15 protein-coding genes and 3 pseudogenes are annotated in these 19440 nt (G+C 66.6%); 9 read left to right on the top strand and 9 right to left on the bottom strand.

The features are described from left to right. Positions 1 to 208: VOC family protein (locus ABEA43_RS23480; RefSeq protein ID WP_345564867.1), on the top strand; the 208-nt coding region annotated here is incomplete at its 5' end. Here ABEA43_RS23480 and ABEA43_RS23475 read toward each other — a convergent pair. From ABEA43_RS23475 to ABEA43_RS23465, 4 genes and pseudogenes are all read right to left on the bottom strand, one after another. Further along, positions 205 to 366: pseudogene (locus ABEA43_RS23475) on the bottom strand (hypothetical protein); the annotation flags it as partial. The gene ABEA43_RS23480 and the pseudogene ABEA43_RS23475 overlap by 4 nt on opposite strands. A gap of 329 nt (positions 367 to 695) precedes the next feature. After that, positions 696 to 1315 (bottom strand): annotated as a pseudogene (locus ABEA43_RS23470) (Tn3 family transposase). A gap of 281 nt (positions 1316 to 1596) precedes the next feature. Beyond that, positions 1597 to 1761 (bottom strand): annotated as a pseudogene (locus ABEA43_RS68210) (integrase core domain-containing protein); the annotation flags it as partial. Positions 1762 to 2133: 372 nt separating this feature from the next. Further along, positions 2134 to 3579: a nitronate monooxygenase gene (locus ABEA43_RS23465; RefSeq protein ID WP_345564863.1), complete on the bottom strand. Its 1446-nt coding sequence runs from the start codon at positions 3577 to 3579 to the stop codon at positions 2134 to 2136. A gap of 746 nt (positions 3580 to 4325) precedes the next feature. On the opposite strand from ABEA43_RS23465, the gene ABEA43_RS23460 reads away from it, so the two are divergent. After that, the gene (locus ABEA43_RS23460; protein WP_345564861.1) at positions 4326 to 5078 is read left to right on the top strand and encodes a polysaccharide lyase family 7 protein; all 753 of its coding nucleotides are present in this window, start codon (positions 4326 to 4328) and stop codon (positions 5076 to 5078) included. Between the two features lie 289 nt (positions 5079 to 5367). Here the strand turns inward: ABEA43_RS23460 and ABEA43_RS23455 are convergent, their stop codons facing one another. From ABEA43_RS23455 to ABEA43_RS23445, 3 genes are read right to left on the bottom strand one after another with little or no spacing between them, the layout of a single operon-like run. After that, the gene (locus ABEA43_RS23455; protein WP_345564859.1) at positions 5368 to 5877 is read right to left on the bottom strand and encodes a hypothetical protein; all 510 of its coding nucleotides are present in this window, start codon (positions 5875 to 5877) and stop codon (positions 5368 to 5370) included. 24 nt (positions 5878 to 5901) lie between these two features. Further along, positions 5902 to 7167, bottom strand: a complete 1266-nt coding sequence (locus tag ABEA43_RS23450) for a glycosyltransferase family 2 protein (protein ID WP_345564857.1) — start codon at positions 7165 to 7167, stop codon at positions 5902 to 5904. Beyond that, entirely contained in the window at positions 7167 to 8033 is an 867-nt protein-coding gene (locus ABEA43_RS23445) for a Rossmann-fold NAD(P)-binding domain-containing protein (RefSeq protein ID WP_345564855.1), read from the bottom strand. Before ABEA43_RS23445 ends, ABEA43_RS23450 begins: the two co-directional genes overlap by 1 nt. Before the next feature lie 815 nt (positions 8034 to 8848). Between ABEA43_RS23445 and ABEA43_RS23440 the strand changes: the two genes are divergently transcribed. From ABEA43_RS23440 to ABEA43_RS23420, 5 genes are all read left to right on the top strand, one after another. Continuing rightward, positions 8849 to 10222, top strand: coding sequence for a cytochrome ubiquinol oxidase subunit I (locus tag ABEA43_RS23440; protein ID WP_345564853.1), 1374 nt, complete (start codon positions 8849 to 8851; stop codon positions 10220 to 10222). A 15-nt stretch (positions 10223 to 10237) separates the two neighbouring features. Then, complete coding sequence (gene cydB / locus ABEA43_RS23435; protein ID WP_345564851.1) at positions 10238 to 11266, top strand: cytochrome d ubiquinol oxidase subunit II; 1029 nt, start codon at positions 10238 to 10240, stop codon at positions 11264 to 11266. Between the two features lie 33 nt (positions 11267 to 11299). After that, positions 11300 to 12283 carry an Acg family FMN-binding oxidoreductase gene (locus ABEA43_RS23430; RefSeq protein ID WP_345564849.1) on the top strand — a complete coding sequence of 328 codons (984 nt, stop codon included), beginning with the start codon at positions 11300 to 11302 and terminating at the stop codon, positions 12281 to 12283. Between the two features lie 408 nt (positions 12284 to 12691). Then, positions 12692 to 14296: a CocE/NonD family hydrolase gene (locus ABEA43_RS23425; protein ID WP_345564847.1), complete on the top strand. Its 1605-nt coding sequence runs from the start codon at positions 12692 to 12694 to the stop codon at positions 14294 to 14296. A gap of 382 nt (positions 14297 to 14678) precedes the next feature. After that, on the top strand, positions 14679 to 15068 hold the full coding sequence (locus ABEA43_RS23420) for a hypothetical protein (protein WP_345564845.1): 390 nt from the start codon (positions 14679 to 14681) through the stop codon (positions 15066 to 15068). Here ABEA43_RS23420 and ABEA43_RS23415 read toward each other — a convergent pair. Next, positions 15065 to 15763: a CpaB family protein gene (locus ABEA43_RS23415; protein ID WP_345564843.1), complete on the bottom strand. Its 699-nt coding sequence runs from the start codon at positions 15761 to 15763 to the stop codon at positions 15065 to 15067. The two genes, ABEA43_RS23420 and ABEA43_RS23415, sit on opposite strands and share 4 nt — an antisense overlap. A gap of 270 nt (positions 15764 to 16033) precedes the next feature. Between ABEA43_RS23415 and ABEA43_RS23410 the strand changes: the two genes are divergently transcribed. Together ABEA43_RS23410 and ABEA43_RS23405 are read left to right on the top strand one after the other, a co-directional pair. Next, positions 16034 to 16402 (top strand): hypothetical protein, encoded by a 369-nt coding sequence (locus ABEA43_RS23410; protein ID WP_345564842.1) that lies wholly within the window; start codon positions 16034 to 16036, stop codon positions 16400 to 16402. A 743-nt stretch (positions 16403 to 17145) separates the two neighbouring features. Beyond that, on the top strand, positions 17146 to 18240 hold the full coding sequence (locus tag ABEA43_RS23405) for a serine hydrolase domain-containing protein (RefSeq protein WP_345564841.1): 1095 nt from the start codon (positions 17146 to 17148) through the stop codon (positions 18238 to 18240). Between the two features lie 40 nt (positions 18241 to 18280). Here ABEA43_RS23405 and ABEA43_RS23400 read toward each other — a convergent pair whose 3' ends face one another. Then, positions 18281 to 19093, bottom strand: coding sequence for a CPBP family intramembrane glutamic endopeptidase (locus tag ABEA43_RS23400; RefSeq protein ID WP_345564840.1), 813 nt, complete (start codon positions 19091 to 19093; stop codon positions 18281 to 18283). Positions 19094 to 19440 lie beyond the last annotated feature (347 nt).

The raw sequence follows: 19440 nt of genomic DNA, 5'->3' as shown, positions 1-19440 counted from the left end.
GGTGCCCGAGGGCAAGACCGTGAAGAACCGGCTCCACCTCGACGTCAGCCCGATCGACCGCAGCACCGACGACGAGGTGGCCAGGCTGCTCGGCCTCGGCGCCGCCAAGGTGGACATGGGCCAGGGCTCCGGCCGGAGCTGGGTGGTCATGGCCGACCCCGAGGGCAACGAGTTCGATGTCGTGCGCACCCTGGCACCGTCCAGCTAGATGATCGGTCCCAAGGGTTGGTGGTCGTAGGCGGGCAGTGAGCGCAGGACGGGCTGTCCGCCCTGGTCGTTGTGCCAGATGGCGGTGGTCAGCGTGAGGATGCGCTGCATGACGCGGGCGACGGCGCCCGCGGGTGTGCGGCCGTGGTGCCGTTGCAACCGGATCACCTTCACCCGCCACCCGTGCCGAGCAGGTTCGCCGCTCCCTGACGATGCGCCTGCGGCGGGTGCTCCTCGGCAACGCACGGCTGAGCCAGCTCCTGGCGAGGAGCAATCAGATGCGCTCGCGCAATGAGGACCTACCCGCCGCCTGACCCGCCACGACAATCTGAGGCGTCCTCGCGACGGCACCCACGGCCCGTCCCCGCTCAAGGTCCAGCATCGTCGGCACATTCACCGTCGTTGTCCGTCAGCACGGCTTGAGAAGGGGTTCCTTGCCGTGCCTCTCAACCACAGCGGGACCCGCGCATGGAGCCCCTGGCTCCCGCTCACGCCGCCGTGAGATCTAGCCGAATTTCCATGTCCAGCCGGAACCGACCGTAGGGGTTCGCATGAGCCCAGAACAGCGGGCTGAGCGCTCGCCGGTCTTCCTCGGTAAGTTTTCCGGCCCACTGCGGATCACGCAGAACAGCTTGCAGAAGCTGGGTATTAATGAACACCAACGAGGACTGCAGCAGGTGCAGAGTGAGCATGGACACCTCGGCGTGCTCGCAGTCGGCGCCGATCAGGACCCCTTCGCGCCCGTAGAAAATCTTGTCGTGGCGCTGTCCCAGTTCTCCACAACCTGCAATCCGCTGCTGATCTCCCGGCGCAGTTGCTCGTCCGCGAGATAGTCGCAGGCGAAGATCGTGCGCACGATCCGGAAGAGTTCTTCCAGGGCCAGATAGACCGGATGCTTGGGGCCGTTGCCTTTCATGAAACGGCGCAGCACCTGCTCGGTTTCCGCCGTCCGCAACCGTAGGGCCGTCGCGTATTTGATCATCTGATCGTAGTTGCAGGCGATGAGGTCCCAGTCGATCGGCCGCTTCCTGGGGATCTTGTCCACCTTCGGCCAGGCGCTCTGGGCGGTGTCAGGGCTGTACAACTCGATCGCGCCGATGTTCTTCATCCGGGGCAGCATCTTGAACCGCAGCAGTTCGGTGAAGGCGAACCCAACCGTTGTTGTTATGTGGACAAGTCAAGGTCGCCGCTGGCTCCAGTAGCGTGCTGTTCAATGTGCACCTCGGCCTGCGTGGGTGTGAGGATTAGGGATGCGCCGAGCGCTGCCAATTGGGGCTTCTTCGTCTCTTTGAAAAAAGTTGTCGTCGGTGGCGACAAAGACGTCTCTGAACCGCCCCGACTTTGATGGAGACCTCGGCGGTTGATTGCTAGGGCGTCGTTGGGCTGGTGTTGAGCGTAATAGATTGCCTCGAACTCCTCAGGTGGAAGGTGTCCGATCGCCGAGTGCAGGCGGGTGGTGTTGAACCAAGCGACCTATTCGGCGGTGGCCAGTTCCACGTCGGCCAGGCTGCGCCAGGGGCCGCGGGGCTTGATCAGCTCGATCTTGTAGAAGCCGATCTGCGATATACAACGCCGTCGCCCCGTGGCCGCACCCGTCCAGGAAATCCCGCAGCACGTAGGTGAACAGCAGCCGACTGTTCGCCCCGGCCCGGGACAGAAACTCCAGTGTGGCGTGGACGCCCTGCTCGGTCAGGTACTGCGTGACCGCCTCCCACACGAACACGGCGGGCCGACCGGCCTCGAGCCCGTGCTCGGCCAGCAGCGGAGTGGGGCTTTCATGACCTGTGATCGCCCACCTCAGGGCCGGGCGCGGTCGTCCGGCTGGAGGGGCCTCCTGGGCTACGGCACCGGGCTGCGGGCCCGGCCTATCTGCCGCAGCGGGAGTAGCCCAGGCGAACGGCAGGTCATCGTGCCGGACGCCGGTGCTCAGGCGCCCCGGTCCGAGTCCGCTCCTTCAAGAAGGTAGGCCACGACGTCGGCCGCGGTGTAACCAGGGTGGACGGCGGACAGGTGGCGTACGGCGGACAGGTCGGTGCCGGCGGTCACGATCGCCGGCTCGGCGTAGCCGTCGAGCCGCTCCTGACCGTACCCGGCGGTGGCCAGCAGGGCGTTGCACAGGCAGCGGCGGCCTTCGGTGTTCTGGGCCCGCCCGCCGCGCCGCTCGTAGACGTCGACCGGCTCGGCCGGGCAGCGGTAGCCGATACCGGTGTCGGCCTTGCGGTACGGCGAGCGCAGCACACCCAGGTCGCACAGGCGGGTCCGGTCGGCGTACACGTCGTCCCGCGCCACGGTCCCCTCCAGATCGACCGTCTTGAACGGGAACCCGGTCGGCGAAATGCGCGGGTCGGTGCGCACGCGCGTGTCCCCGCGCGCCACGTGTTCCAGCACCGCCCGTTTGAGCGGCGCGGCCATGCCCGACTCTGCGCAGAACGCGAAGGCGGTGCCGGCCTGGATCCCGGTGGCGCCGCCGGCCAGCGCCGCGGCCAGGCCGTCCGGGCTGCCGTATCCACCAGCCATCCAGAAGGGCACGCCGATCGCCATCATCTGCTCCGGCACCACCACGTCGCGTTCCCCGTAGACGAGCTGGCCGGCATCGTCCAGGAGGCGAGGTCCGCGCGGCGGCGCGTTGTGTCCGCCCGCCGGCGAGCCCTCGACCACGAAGCCGTCGGGCCGCGTCGCGGGGTCGGCGGCCAGGGCAGTGGCAAGGTCGACCGAGGCGACGATCGCCTCGAACCGGGGGCTGCGCAGCGCCGGCGGGGCCTCCCACAGGGCCGCTGGGTCGAACTCGACGCGGGCGTCGCCGTCGGCGGAGGTCGCGCCCTGCACGCGTACGGGTAGCGCCACCTGCCGGTGGCCGGCGAGCCGGTCGAGCAGCGCGGGCAGTTCGGCCGGGTTGCCCGCGCCCATCAGGATGTGATCGACACCGGCCAGCATGGCGCCATAGCAGGCGAACGGGATGGGCAGCTCGATCTTGCGCAAATAGTTGATCCCGACCCGCCCGTCGTGTCCCTCTTTGGCCAGGTACACCTCCGCGAAGTTCGCCACGATGGTCAGCTCCACAAGGGCGCGGCCCGGCCGCAGGGAGTACCTCGGCACCGGGCGGAACGGCGTCCCCTGCGGCTTGCCGCCGGGGACGTAAAAGGTGCGGATGACGCGCTGGGCCATCTCGGGGATGGGAAAGCAGGCCAGCGCGCGCCGCACGTGACCTCCCGGGTCGCCGAGCTGCAGACGCCTGGCGCACACCAGGTCGATGGCCGTGCCCGAGACGACGCCCAGCTGACCGAGACGGGAGACGACGCGGGCGAGGCGCCAGTCGGAGACGGCCACGCCCATGCCGCCCTGGATGATCGGGGGCAGGTGTGCATCGTTCACGGTGCCTCCACAACTCGATGTCAGGCAGGTCTTTCGACGACCGTGCTGTCCCGCAGGAGTTGCGGGCTCGGTGAGATTCCGTCCTACCCACCGCACCACCGCGCGCCGTGCCCGCCCAGAGCCGTCCGACCCGGCCCGGCCCGCCAAAAGGCCCGGGTTCCGCTCCCTGTGGCGTCACCGTCGCTGATCCGGGCGACCGGGATGACGGTGACGCAGTCCTGGACGGTCGGCTCGCCGAAGACCCGTTCCACCCTGAGCCATCGACCACGTCGGCCAGGGCCGTAGCGCCAATGGTCGCCAACGTCAGGGCTGCAGGGAGCCCGCGAAACGCGGAAGAACCGGTGCGTATGGCAGTGGTGCCGGGCTCGTTCCGGCCCGTCCACCGCCGCGTCTGTGAGATCGGCTGTACCACAAAGAGCGGCGAACGAGCGGTAGCCCGGCGCGGTGAAGCAGGACCAGAACACCGCCGACAACGGGGATAACGTGCCATCTCAGAGCATCCCGGATCCGCTCTTCACCGGCCACGTGCCTCCGCTGCTCTGCGGGCCGATGCGGAGATGCTCGAGGGGCCTCGGCGGGCTCTAAGCCACCCACGTCTCCCTCGTCACATGCATGGCGATCAAAGAAGCCGCGAAACACGAGGGTGCAAATCCTCCGCCCTGCACGGTTGCGGCAACCTTTGAAGTACGGTCACTGAAAGTAATGTGCCATCACCATATGTAGCGAGCCGAAAAAGGGGCATTGCCATGAAAGTCAGCCTCACTCTCCTCCTGATCGTCGCGTCCGTGACGACGGGCGCTCCCGTCGCGCATGCCGCCACCGGGCCGTGCCGTTACCCCGCGGACGTCCTCGACTTGGCCAACTGGAAGGTGGCTCTGCCTGTCGACGACCCTGCGCTGGCGGGCGTGCAGCCGCTGGAGACAAGACAACCCGCTCTCGCCAGCTACTCCCTTCCGCCCTACTTCCAGGTCGCGCCGGGATGCAACGGAGTGCAGTTCCGCGCCCCCGTCAACGGCGTCACCCAGGGCTCCTCCTTCCCCAGGTCGGAGCTGCGCGAGATGAACGGCACCGCCAAAGCCGCTTGGACATCCACCTCCGGCGTCCACACCATGGTCATCAGGCAGGCCATCACGAGCCTGCCCGCCGACAAGACCCAGGTGATGACGGGCCAGGTCCACAACGCGACCGATGAGATCGCGGCCTTCCGGCTGGAAGGTAGAAACCTCTTCGTCAGCAACGGCCCTCAGAGCCAGTACAAACTGGTGACCGGGGACTACAGGCTGGGCACAGTGTTCGAGACCAAGTTCGTGGTGGGCGGCGGGCAGATCAAGGCGTACTACAACAACGTGCTCCAGGCGACGATCACCAGGAACTTCGCCGACGCCTATTTCAAGGCAGGTATGTACACTCTCGCCAACTGCGCCTTGTCGGCGCCGTGCAGCACCAGCAACTATGGCCAGTCCGTCATCCACGACCTGCGCATCACCCATACGTCGTAGAGCTCCTGGCCAGGACTTCACGGGGTGTGACCCAAGAGGCGGATGGGCGTTGACAGCGCGTGCGTGACCTCGCGGACGCTCAGCCGCCGGGCGAGTTCGTCGGCGGGCACCAGGCCACGTCCTGGAGGATCTCCTGCAGCGCGAGGACACCGTTCACGATCCCCATGAGGGCCCAAAGCGTCCGCAATCCTTCCTGGCCTCCGCGGCAGGAGAGCAACGAGGGGGCCGGCAAGCTCGACCATCGTTCTTGCCGGCGGTTCGGGTGCCTCGTGCGGGCCCTGCCCGCAGCTCAAGGCCGGACGAGCCGCCCCAGCCTTTTGCCCTGTTTGCGGTTTCTGCGCCGCTGGCGGTCCATGGCGAGATCCCCCTGCCCCTGGTCGATCTTACGGAGGCGCGTACGCATCGAGTTGCGCTCACGCACCGTACCGGAGCAGGACATGCGCATCGGTCTGTGACGGGAGGCCACGACGATGGCGGCGGATCCGCTGACAAGGACGACGGCGAGGAGGCTCCACAGCCGAAGGAGGACATCGACTCGCCACCGCTCGCCGTTGCTCGCGGTGATGGTGTCGCGGGGGACGGGCGCGGCGGGCCGTGCGAACGAGAGCGGTTCGGGGCCCGATCCGCCGGTGCGTGGGATGGGGGTCTGTACGTGGCCGGCATCCGTGCGTATCCACGCCATGCCGAGGGACAGTGTGAACCCCGTCGCCAGCAGCACCATGAGGAGTACGAAGACGCCGCCGAGTGAGCGGCGGAGCGGCCGGCGACGCAGATCGGCGAGATCACGAGCAGCGGGCATGGCAAGACCTTTCGCAGGTTCGCATCAGAGGCGCGGGCAGGTTTTGGCGATGGTGACGAAGCGTCTGGGTTTCCCGGTCAGCACGCTGCCCACGATGACGATGGCGGGCATCACCGCGGTAGGCACGCACAACACGACTGCCACCAGCGCCTGGGTCAGTCGGAAGGTCAGGAAACGCGCTCGCGAGCTCATCACCCGGCCGTGGCCGGAGAAGCGTTGCCGATTGGCCTCGCCGCCCGAGTTGATCCACCCCATCAGCCCGTAGGAGGCGAACCAGGCGGTGAACGAGGTCCAGAAGACCGTGTAAGCCTGGGGCGGTACTTTGGTGACGCCCATCGCGAGCAGCACCCCGCCCACCCCGGACGCGCAGATCGACAGCACTCCCATGCTGTACTTGACGGCCTTCGGGATCGCCACCGACAGCGGCAGGATGTCCCGCCTGCGGATCGCCGTGAAGTTGCCCCACGTCCAGCGCTTGCGCTGCTTCCAGTAGTCCATCAGGTTCCACGGCGAGACCAGCTGGATGTACTCGTGGAAGTAGCCCCAGCTGAATCCCGCGTGCGCGGCGTTCGTGCCGAAGACCAGGTCATCGGAGGCGATGATGGGGTGATTCCAGGTGATGACGTCCTCGACCAGGCCGGTGACGCACAGGCCTTCGCCGTGCACAAAGAGCGGTTTGCCGGTGATGCCCTGAGTGCAACTGCAGTAGATCATGCAGTTGCGGGCCCGGATGTTGTCCAGGTGAGACAGCAGGAAATGCGGCCAGGGTCGCGTCGCGTAGTGCCGGTTGACCACCGTCACGCCCTGGCACAGGTCGTAGTCACCGCTGAAGGCCTTGGTGATGTACGCCCTGGTCGGCAGCGTGTCGTCGTCCACGAAGAGAATCTTGGTCTCGGCGGTGTTCCAACCTAGCCTGACCCGTATCAGCCTGGAGAACTCCAGCGCTCGGGCCTTGTCCACCGCCTTGCAGCGGAACCAGGACGGCACGGGGATGACCCGGTCGGCCAGCGGATAGTACTCGTCGTGCCCAGGCTCGATCACGACCCAGATCTCGTACGGCATGGTCAGCTCGTAGCCCCGGATGGCGGCGACGGTCTCGCGCACCAGCTCGGCTTCCTTGCCCACCGTCGTGATCTGGATGACCAACCGCCTGAACCTGCTGGGCGCGTACCGGTAGCCGCCTCGCATGCAGGCGTATCCGACGGCCATCAGCATGAGCTCGACGAGCGGGATGGAGAAGAACACCAGACAGGTCCACTGCGCGTATGCCGTCCACTCGGCGGTCCGCATCAGCGACACCGCACCTGGCTGTTGCCGGTCCGGCGGTTGACGGCCTGCGCCGCGGCGACCATGGGCGACTCGATCGAGCGCTGCGCCATCTCCAGCAGCCAGGCCGCGACGTCCTTGGGCAGGCAGCTCCCGCCGTACGGGCCGAGGTCGGCGATGCCGTACAGCGGGTTGCGCATCCCCTCGGCGCTGCGGGCGGTGATCAGGAACAGGTCATCCACGTCGCGGATGCCCAGGTGGCCCGCGGTCGTACGCATCTCGTTGAAAAAGGAGATCTTGACCGCGTTGAACAGGTTGTGCACGTACTTCTGGAACTCCGCGTCTTCAGGGCTGACACGCGCCAGCGGGCAGGAGAAGTGCTGGTACAGATCTCGTACGATCCGCCAGGTGCGCTCGTCGTCGCCGATCACACCGACCGTCGTCACATCAGGGTGCAGGAAATCCTCGTGGGCGCTCTCGGCACGCAGGTACTCGGGACTGTAGGCGACTCCGAAGTGCACCCCGGCCCGCAGCCCCGACACCGCTTCGAGCAGTTTTGAAAGGATCCTGGTCGTGCCCGGCGGCACCGTGCACCGATACACGATCACCGGATATCTCGTGCGGAAACCGCGCGTAAGCGCCTCGCCGAGGGTTCGCGTGGCCATCCGCAGGCAGGCGGTGTCCACGCCCTGCTCGCCGGTCGGAGCGCTCACCGCCACGAAGACGACGTCGATGTCCGCCAGACTGACATCGTCGGGCTCCACAGCCACAAAACCAAGCTCGCCCACCCGCCGACGGGCCTCGGCATCAGGGTCGACAAAGGTGATCTTATGCTCGTGCTGGCTGAAACCATGGCCGACGGCGGTACCCACCACGCCCGCTCCGGCCACCAGAATATTCGCCATTGGCTACTTTTCCATCTTCCATCTGGTACGGCCGCCTTCTCATGGGCACCAATGGCTTTGGCATGGCGGAGATTCGCGGCGCGGCGACGGAGATATTCCATCCTCCGTAATATTCCTACCAACCGTGAATACGTTCCACGCCGACGCGGTATGAGGTCATGAATCAGCGTACCGAGCTCGTGAAGGGAGATGCTACACGCGATCACCCGGCAGACCTCCAAGCCTCGCGCCCCCTGCCAGGCCTGGCGAACAAACTTGCCTTGGCATGTTCGAGACTGACGCATAACAATTGCGCTCCTTATATCGGAGCAATACGGCGAACCAGCCGGTAAGGCAATAACCCCGCCGCCTTGGTCATTACTCTCGGGAATGTTCTTCGCATCTCGCTATCTGTCCTACAGGATCGCCAAGTTCGGCCGCCGGCGAAACCGGGTCGAAGAGCATGTGCCGGAGCCAGGCTACGACTCCGTCTTTGAACCGAGGGCGAATCTTGACCGTATCGATTGCCGCCGTACAGCGCTCGCCGGCCGGAGCCGTCTCTTCCTTCAGCACGCCTACGAGCACAAAGATCCAGCCAGGCCAGGAGCTGTACTTCGTCTCAGGCGATGAACAGTCGCGGACGAGGGTCGTGCGAGTACGCCTCCTTTGATGCCCTTCTGGGCGTCCTCGCCCCCGGGGGTCGGTGGAGTCGCGTTTCTGGATCTCAGGCCACGATGCGCGCCGGACGTGGGACCAAGGTCCTTGCGGAGGAGGCCGCACGACCCTACAGCGCGACTTCGCGCTACGGGAGCCTGCCCAGCATGGATGTCCTCGACCTTTCCCGCTGGCAGTTCGGCATCACGACCGTCTACCACTTCCTGTTCGTGCCGCTCACGATCGGGTTGTCGATCATCGTGGCCGGGTTGCAGACCGCTTGGCATCGTACGAAGAAGCCGGAGTACCTGCGGCTGACCAAGTTCTGGGGACGGTTGTTCCTGATCAACTTCGCGATGGGCGTGGTGACCGGGATCGTGCAGGAGTTCCAGTTCGGCATGAACTGGAGCGCCTACTCGCGCTTCGTTGGGGACGTGTTCGGGGCGCCGCTGGCCATGGAAGGGCTGATGGCGTTCTTCCTGGAGTCCACCTTCCTCGGCCTGTGGATCTTCGGATGGGACAAGCTACCGCCCCGGCTGCATCTGGCCACGATCTGGCTGGCCGCCATCGGCACCAACATCTCGGCCTACTTCATCCTCGCCGCGAACTCCTGGATGCAGCACCCGGTCGGCTACCGGATCAACCATGGCCGGGCCGAGCTGACCGACATCTGGGCCGTGCTGACCAACTCCACCACGCTCGTCACCTTCCCGCACGTCATCTTCGGCGCGTTCCTGACCGCCGCCGCCTTCGTACTCGGCATCAGCGCCTGGTTCCTGCTCAAGAAGCGGGACACGGCGCTGTTCCGGACCTCGGCCCGGCTGGCCATGGTGGTCGCGTTCGTCTCTGCTGTGGGCGTGTCGTTCTCCGGCCACTGGCAGGCGCAGATCATGACCGAGCAGCAGCCGATGAAAATGGCCGCGGCCGAGGCGCTGTGGGAGGACGAGAGCTCGGCGGGCTTCTCCCTGTTCGCCGTCGGTGACGTCGAGAACGGCCGCAACCACATCAACCTGCAGATCCCGTACGGGCTGAGCCTGCTGTCCACCAACACCCTCGACGGCAAGGTCGCGGGCATCAACGACATCCAGGCCCGCTACCAGGAGCTCTACGGACCCGGCGACTATCGGCCGGTCGTCGGCCTGGCGTACTGGTCGTTCCGGCTGATGATCGGCTTCGGCGCGCTGTCGGCGCTGCTGGCCGCGGCCGGGCTCTGGCTGAGCAGGCGCGGCAGGCTTCCCGCCGGCCGCTGGGCCTATCGCCTGGCCATCGCCGGGATCGGCCTGCCGTTCCTGGCCAACAGCCTCGGCTGGATCTTCACCGAGATGGGCCGCCAGCCTTGGACGGTATTCGGCATCATGCGCACCGCCGCCGCCGTCTCCCCCACCGCCGACGTCCCGTCGGTGGCCATCACGCTGGTCGGCTTCACCCTCGTCTACGCCGTGCTGGCGGTCATCGAGGTGCGGTTGCTGCTCAAGTTCATCCGCATCGGGCCGCACGAGCAGGCCGAGCCGGAAGCCTCCGTTCCCGCCCTGAGCTACTGAGAGGACGTCTCTGCCATGGAACTGACCACCGTCTGGTTCGTGCTGATCGCCGTGTTGTGGACCGGCTACTTCGTGCTGGAGGGCTTCGACTTCGGGGTCGGCATCCTGCTGCCCGTCCTCGGCGGCGACGAGGCCGAACGGCGCACCATCGTCAAGACGATCGGCCCGGTGTGGGACGGCAACGAGGTGTGGTTGCTGGTCGCCGGCGGCGCGACGTTCGCCGCCTTCCCCGAGTGGTACGCCACGTTGTTCAGCGGCTTCTACCTGCCGCTGTTCCTGATCCTGCTGGCCTTGATCATGCGTGGGATGGCGCTGGAATACCGCAACAAGAGCGACAGCACGCGCGGCTGGGACCGGGCCTTCTTCTGGGGCTCGCTCGGACCCGCGTTCCTGTGGGGTGTCGCCTTCGCCAACATCGTGCGCGGTGTCCCGCTGGACGCCGACCACGAGTTCACCGGGAGCCTGCTCACTCTGCTCAACCCGTTCGCCCTGCTCGGCGGCGCTGCCACGCTGGCGCTGTTCACCCTGCACGGCGCGATCTTCCTGGCCCTGCGCACCACCGGAGAGCTCCGCCAAGGCGCCGTCCGGATCGCCCGCACGCTCGCGCCGGTCGCCATACTCGTGGTGATCGCCTTCCTCATTGCCTCCGATGGCGACAAGCCCGCCTGGTGGGCAGCGGTGGCGCTGGCCGGAGCCGGCCTGGCGGCCGCACTGATCGCGACCCTCCGCGGCCGGGACGGGTGGGCGTTCACCGCCAGCGCGCTCGCCGTCGTCGCGTTCACCGCCGCCCTGTTCACCGGGCTGTGGCCGAACGTCCTGCCCGCCCTCGACCCGGCCCACAGCCTCACCGTGACCAACGCCGCCTCCAGCCCCTACACCCTGACCGTGATGACCTGGGTCGCGGCCATCTTCACCCCGGTCGTCCTGGCCTACCAGGCCTGGACCTACTGGGTCTTCCGGCGTCGCCTCACCGGGCCGGCCGATGTGCCCGTAGGTCCGCCGAACCCGGGACCTTCGGCCCTCACTCCCGCGAATGGCGAGTGATGTGCTGATCGTGTCTCAATGGAGGTGGATGCCATGAACACCCGTACAGCCGCCGAAAGCACCCTCGCCATCCGCGCAGCCCTGGAGGCCGCCGCCTGGGCGCCGTCCGTGCACAACAGCCAGCCCTGGTCGTTCGCCGTCTCCGGCGACGAGATCAGCGTGCGCGCGGACACGGACCGGAAGCTGCGCTACGCCGACCCCGACGGCAGGCAACTGCTCATCAGCTGCGGCGCGGCGCTGTTCAACATCCGTACAGAGCTGCGCTACCGGGGTTATGAGCCCGTCGTGCGGGTGCTGCCGGACCCTGATCGGCCCGCCCTGCTGGCGACCGTGCGGCTGGGAGAGAGCATCACCGCCGACGAGCACACCAAGGCGCTGCACGCCGAAGTCGAGCGACGCCGCACGCACCGGTCCGCCTTCACCGATCTGCCCGTACCGGATCGGCTGGTGGAGACGCTGGTCCAGCAGGCAGCCGCCGAAGGAGCCCAGCTGACCCCTGTGCGCGCGCCGCAAGCCGTACGGGTCGTCGCCACGGTGACCGAGGCGGCCCAGAACATCCAAATGCAGGACCGGGTCCTCAACCTCGAGGTCATCCGATGGGCCCGCCCGCCGGGCAGCGCCCGCAGGGACGGCGTGCCGGCCGACGCCTATCCCGCCGAGCCCGCCGAGACCGATCCGCGGTTCGCTCAGCGCGACTACGCCTGGCGGCACGACTGGGGCACACGGCAGGACAGCGGGGCGAGCTCCACCGGTGTCGTGACGCTGCTCACCACCAGCGGCGACACGCGTGAGGAATGGATCGCCGCCGGCCAGGCCCTGCAACGGGTCCTGCTGCACGCCTGCGCGCACGGAGTCAGCGCCGCCTTCCACACCCAGGCGCTGGAGATGCACCATCTGCGCGAGTTCTTGCGCCAGGAGCTCTGCTCGGGCCAGTATCCGCAGATGGTCATGCGTCTGGGGATCACGTTTGACGATCACGCCGGTGTTCGACGTCCCTTGTCTGATCAGGTGGATTGACGGACACCATTCACGCCGGCGGTGAATTGAGTGGCTCGTAGCTAACCACGTGTCTGGCCTGCGACCTCCCGGTGTCCTGGGACCGCGTCTTGGCGCCCAGTAAGCCGTACCAGATCACCTGGAAGGTGCTGCCACAGGATTACGGGTTCAAGGCCGGGCACCGGCGCCGCGGTCACCATCGACCTGGCCAGCACCTCGGTCGGTCGCGGGCCGCATCGGCGGTGGCTTCGGCACAGGGGTAAAGGCGCTGGTCGGCCAACTGGAGGACTCACCGCATCCGCACCACCTCTGTCATCTCCGGGAGCGCCCTGGCCCGGATCAGGTGTGTTGCGACAAGCACTAGAACCCGAGCAGCAGGTACAGGTCATGATTCGCAGCCATGTGGAGTAAGAAAGAGGAATGGCCCTCATGTCGCGATTGATCTCCCGGATGCTCGATCTGCCACCGGCCGTCGCCACCGACCTGGAGTATCAGACCGACCTGGCCGCTCCGATGCCCGACGGAGCGGTCCTGCTGGCCACCCGGGTCGCTCCGCGGGGCGGAGAGGGGCTGCCCATCCTGCTGATCCGCTCGCCGTACGTCTCTCGCGGCCGGAAGGCGGACCTGATGAGCCGCCTGCTGGCCGAACGCGGCTACCAGGTGGTCTTCCAGAACTGCCGCGGCACCTTCGGCTCCACCGGCGCGTTCGAGCCGTTCAAAAACGAGCGCGAGGACGGCCTGGCGACACTGCAATGGCTCGCCACCCAGCCGTGGTTCAGCGGCTCGGTCGCCATGTTCGGCCTCAGCTACTACGGCTACGTGCAGCTGGCCTCGGGCGCGGGCGCCCCCGCCCACCTCAAGGCGTTGATGCCGCAGATGGCCGCCTCCCGCGTCTACGACGTGCTGCGCGGCGAGCCGATGCGCCTCGACGGCGTGCTCAGCTGGCTCTACACCACCTACAGCGGCCACGCCGCCGCCTCCCTGCTCGACCGGACCCGGGCGACAATGCGACGTAACCGCGCCTTACGCACCGGCTTCCAGCACCTGCCGGTCGGCGAAGCAGACCAGGCGGCACTCGGGCGCACCATCGGCTTCTACCAAGACGTCGTCCGGTACGGCAGACCGGACGACGACCTGTGGGCCGCGACGGACAACGCCAAGCACGTCCCCGGCATCCAAGCCCCCGTACACTTCCTCGCCGGGTGGCATGACTTCTTCCTGCGCGACGAACTCGCCGACTACCAGGCACTGCGGGAGGCGGGCAAGAACCCCTACCTGACCATCGGCCCCTGGACCCACGCATCACTGCCCGGAATCAAGGCCGGCCTCAGGCACAGCCTGCAATGGTTCGACGCCCACCTTCGCGGCAACCACGGCGCACTGCGCTCCGCTCCGGTACAGGTCTGCGTGACCGGCGCCGACACGTGGATCGACCTGCCGTCATGGCCGCCATTATCCACCCCCACGGTGCGCCACCTGCGAGCCGGGGGCCGCCTGTCCACCGAACCACCCGCAGGACAAGTCCAGCCTTCCCGCTACCGCTACGACCCAGCCGACCCGACACCCGGCCTCGGCGGCGCGGTGATCCAAGGCGGCGGCGCCAGGGACAACCGCAAGCTCGAAGACCGCCCCGACGTCCTCACCTTCACCAGCGACCCCGTGCCGCCCGACACCACCATCATGGGCACCGTCACGGTCAGCCTGCACGCCCGCTCGACACTCGATCACACCGACTTCTTCGCCCGCCTGTGCGACGTCGCCCCCAAAGGTACCTCGACCAACCTGTGCGACGGCATCGTCCGCCTCCACCGGGGCGGCACCCAGCAGATCACCATCCAGCTGACTCCCACGGCCCACTGCTTCAAGCCCGGCCACCGGATCCGCCTGCAGATCTCCAGCGGCGCCCACCCCATGTACAACCGCAACCCGGGCACCGGCGAACCACTCACCACCGCAACCGCGATGCGCCCCGCGGACCAGGAGATCTTCCACGACGCCGCGCATCCCTCGGCGATCATCTTGCCCATCGTGTAAGCGTTGGAGTCTGTATTCGGTCCGCTGCATCGCGGGCGGCGGTCCAAAATGTTGAACCACTCAATGCTGAGCGGGGACGGCCCGGTGGCGGTCGGCCTATTTTCGGGCGGTCTTCGAGACAACCATGAACATGGTCGCGGCAGCGGACCTCAGCCTGGATCTCCGAGCCCGGTAGGCCATCACCGTGGCGCGTGAAGACGAACCTCACCGACGGTGAGCGGTCCCTGATCGAGTGTCGTCTGCCCCTCGGTGAACGAAACCCCATGCCTGCGGCGACAGTTCGACACGGTGATACGACGCTTTCTCACCTGCAGCCTCTGGCGGGATCTGCCCACCGAGCACCACCATGGCCCACCTTTTTCGATCGGTTCGGTCGTAGGCGATGACGGGTGTCTTCGAGGAACTGATGCAGGTGGTGATCGCTGGGGCCGTGGCGTGTGGGCAGGTCGCCTTCGACCTGGTCAGCGTGGATTCCACCGTGGCCCGCCACGGTCACGCCGCAGGAATGACCATGGATGGTGAGGTCGGGGCGCTGGAAGAATCCGCCGAGCAGGAAAGGACCTCGACTGGTGACCGCGAAGCCGCCCGCTCACGCGCTTGGCCGGCCAGCGAGACCGATCGGCTGTGCTGTCCGTTGTCCTTCGTGTTGGCCTCCGGGCCAACACGACGACAGCCGCCGTTTCGTGCCGTACTGGAGCGCATCAAGGTCATCCTGACCATCGGCCGGCCGCGCACCCACTCAGGCGCGGTGGCCGCAGATGCCATGTGTTAGCGGCTTCCGGGCAGTTCGGTGATGGCGATCTGGCCAGCGGACGAATAGGCGGCGATCTCTGGCGCTATGGCACTGTCCACGATCACAGTGACCTCGTCCGACGCTCTGTTTCGGCTTAGACCGACGCTGGTGACCAGGGCGTTCTCGGCCAGTAGCCGGGTCTGCAGTCCCGCCGCACTATTGCTGCTGGGAACGAGCACAATCTGGACACGCTGGCCTGGCTGCATCTCGCTGGGCAACTGACCCGGCTTCAGGGCAAGTCCGACCCGCGCCTTGCCCGGCCCGAGCTCCTGGTGCTGTTCCACGGTCATGTCGGTGGTGACGACGGTTCCGGGGAGCAGAGTGACAGCGGCGAGGGCTTGGGAGACTTGCGCACGATTTGCCCAGAGTTCGTAGCGCACTCCATCCTCGACAACTCGCGCCTCGCGAATCATCTCAGGGCGAAACGGCCGTCCCGCGCCAATCTGCTGCGTGACCATGATCGCCGAAACACGTTTATCCGCATTAATCACCAACACCGTCGTGGCCAGCGAACCTCCCAGAATCAGCAGGACCGCGAGTGCAGCGAGTCCTGGCCGCCGCTTTCGGGCGGGAACCGGCAGCATCCGCAAGGCGGCTTCGGTGAAGGAGCTTCTCAGGTTCTTGGGGTCCTCGTTGGAAGCTCCCGTCCCCCGCGATGCGTGATCCGTCGACATGAGCTGAAAGCTTGCCTCAGCGGTGTAGCTCTCGGGCTCGAAGCGCCCGATGGAGCCCCAGGTAATTAATCAACCACCCCAAGAAAAAAAACATGCCTGCACAAGCCGTGGTTCAGCTCCTCCATAGCAAGAGAACATGCTGGCCTCGACCTCGAAAATCTACCGCGATTCATGGCGAGGTACCTGCCACTCAGCAGTTCGACCGCAACTCCATCCATCAGCATGTCATGACAAATCATGCGCCTTTTCGCGCATCCAAGAGGAGACTTCATGCGCAAGCACATCTTTCTCGTGGCACTGACCACGGCAGCAGCACTACCGCTCGCCAGCCCGCCTGCCTGGGCCGCCACAGGCCCCTGGGAGCAGACCCTCGGTAACAATGAGGGCGGCGCCACCGTAAATAAGGATGCCGACAAGATCACCGTCTGTGACAATATTTCGGATGAGACTTTCATTAAAGCCAAATACACCAACTCGTACAACTTCGCCTTCACCGTAGAAGCCCCGAGCGCCGATTGCGAATCCGATCGGACCTGGATCAGTTACATCAAAAGCTTCCAAGTCTGCTGGGGCCATAAAAGCTGGGACCGCAAGTCGGTCATCTGGGACGGCTGCATGTCTCGCGTGAAGACCGGATAATGCTTCAAGCGGTGAGCACAAGAAATGTCACATGATGCGCCCGCATGCGCGGTGTCGAACGCGGCCGGCGGATGGCAGGCCGTTCAGCGCGGTGTGTGCGATAGCGGCGGGTGCGTTCATGGGTAATGCCCTGTGCGATGAAGTGCCGCGCCGCAAGCGGGAGCGGAAGTAGCTGCCGTCGTCGGCCGGCATCAGGCACACGCGATCCTGGCAATGGCGACGAGGGCTTGGGCGCGTTGTCAGAACGCGGCAGTACTTTGCCTGGCCTCCCTGGAAAGAATCTTGGTGCATGCCAGGCGGGAGCCGTCGATGGCGTTGTGCATATAGCCGTTAGCCGCGGTTGGAGCGGCCGTGGTGGGCGGCCTGTTGCGGCCGCCCATCTGTTCCCGTGCGCGCGGAGCTGCGCCGCCGCGATGGTGCCAGGCTCTACGATGCCGACGTGGACGGGGTCGCCGGAGGAGGGGACCTTCCTAGTGGCGAGCAGCCCGGCCCGTGACGCGACTCAGGTGGGCCGGCAACGGGTGACTACCCGCCTCGCCGGCAGCGAAGGTCGGGACTGGGTGGCGGTGTGGTGGCCTACGTATCGGGCAGTGCTTGATCGCGTCTTCGAGCTGCTTCCCTGCTCAGAAGGAATAGCTGATGGTTGCCACTGGGAGGCCGGATCGGGACGTTCGGCCCTGTCGGTCGAATGTGCCGGCTCGCATGATTGAGCTGACGGTCGATGGCCCGGACTCGGGGGTGACATGGAGGTCTCTCATGCGGTTCAGGCGCGCATAGAGGCGACCATGCGCGCGGATCGAGTCCCGGGCCTGTCAGTGGCTGTGATACGCGCCGATCGCACGGTCTGGCACCGCGGGTTCGGTGTGACAGACCTGCTGAGCGCCACGCCGGCAACCGCGCGGACGCCATATCTGTGGTTCTCGATGACCAAGATCGTCACCGCGACGGCGGCGATGCGGCTGGCCGGCCTCGGCGCCCTTGACCTCGACGCCCCAGCCTGCGAATACTTCCCGCCGTTCGCCGTGGTGCGGCAGCCGCGACCGGTGACCGTGCGGCACCTGCTCAGCCACAGTTCCGGCCTGGCCAATCCGCTGCCGATCCGCTGGGTACGCGCCGCGGACACGCCGGCTCCGGACCCGGCCATGTTCGTGGAGCGACTGCTGGCCCGGCACAACCGCCTGAAATACGCCCCTGGCGCGCGTGCGAGCTACTCCAACCTCGGTTACCTCGTGCTCGGCGAGGTGATCGCCGCAGCCGCAGGGGCTCCGTTCGACGAGCACGTACGCACCTGCCTGCTGCCCCTGCTGGGGATGAGGCATACGGGTTTCTCCTATACCGACACCGGAGGCGAGCAGCCGGCGACGGGCTACCAGCGACTGCCTGCGCCGCTGACTCCGTTGCTGTGCGCGATCCTGCCCGCTCACATCGTGGCCGGTCGCCAGGGCAGGTACGTCGCCTACCACCCGTTCTACGTCCTTGGTGCAGCCTACGGAGGGCTCGTGGGCGGCGTGGCAGACGCCGCCCAGTTGGCGCTGCTGCATCTCAACGACGGGGCCGTGCACGGAACGCAGGTGCTCGCCCCTGGCGTTGCGCTCCAGATGCGCCGAGTCGCCGCCCGCGGTGGCCCGCTGGACTTCGGGCTTGGCTGGTACCGCCCGGCAGGGAAGGGCTCAAGCTTTGTCGAGCATCTCGGCGGTGGCAGCGGATTCTGGAACGTCATCCGCCTCTACCCGAGTGCCGGTCTCGGCGTGGTGGTGATGGGCAACACCACTCGCTACCATCATGAAGCGATCATGGCCGCAGTACGCCGCCTCTCGGATGAGGACAGCCGGTCGTAGGAGTTGGCCAGTGACCAGGCGCTCAGCACGGCCTGGCGGGTCAGGGCGACGGTGTCCGGCCGACCGGACTGAAGCGGGTTCTGGTCAGCGTGCGCGGCTCCCAGACGACCACGATGACGATGGCCAGCACGGCCATGATGACCGCGACCGAAGGCTGATCGAAGTACGACCCGTAGACGGGGAACACCTGCCAGCCGAGGTTAGCGATCATGTGGAAGAGCGCCACGGCGAAGACGCTCCTGCCGGTGTTGTCGTACAGCCACACCATGATGACTCGCATCGCCACCGTGGCCAGCGACCACCAGGCGATCCATGACATCGAACGGTGGGCCTGAAGGAGCGCCGCCCAGTGCCACACCGCCCATACCGACCCCACCACGAGGCCCGCCGCCAGCGCCCCCCACCGGCCCTGCAACGACTCGACCGCGTATCCGGACCAGCCGAGCTCCTCACACAAGGCGCCCACGAAGAACGCTGCGCCCAATGCCAGCACCGACACCACGGAGATCTGCGGAGCCGGCACATCGATCCCGGACAGCCGAAGATGGACGAACGACACCGCCAGAACGGCCGGATACAGCAGCAGGACAGGAACGTACCAGCCTTTCGCCTTGACCCTGGCAAAGTCGAATGACCGCCGCAGAAGCACACCCACGCTTGTGCCGCCACCCCGTCGATATTCAAGGATCACCGCAGCTGCAACCGGACAAATGACCGCGAAAGCGGCCAGCGGCAGGTCTGGCAGGATCTGCGCCTGACTCACCGCGTGAAGGGCCAGGAACGGAAAGGTGAGCGCAAAGACCAGGACGAAGAACGTCCAAGGAGACGTTTCGGACGCGGCTCTGCTCTTCATGGGTCATACCTTTCCGGACGGATCCACAGGCGGAGAGCCGACGACGGGGTGGCCTTGTCATTGGTCGATCACGCACCTCTCCTCAGCTCACACTGAAGGACAGCTCTCATGGGCGGCAGAGCCGTACGGTTCGGCGAAGGGGACCTTGGTCCCTGCACGACGCGCCCTTCGACGCTGCGGATGAATGCCCCGTGACCGAACAGGGCGCCTCTCATACCGTCGTCGTCTCGCAGCCGGGCGAAATATTCACCGTGATCGCCAAGGCCGCCGCAGCCGCACGGTAAGCCGACCCTGCGGGCACGAGAGCATGCTGCGGCGCCGGCCGTATGGCGGCCGCTGCTCCGCGG

It is taken from the genome of Nonomuraea rosea, assembly GCF_039539705.1.
In the GTDB taxonomy this organism is placed as follows: domain Bacteria; phylum Actinomycetota; class Actinomycetes; order Streptosporangiales; family Streptosporangiaceae; genus Nonomuraea; species Nonomuraea rosea.
This window is presented reverse-complemented; position numbering and strand designations above follow the sequence as displayed.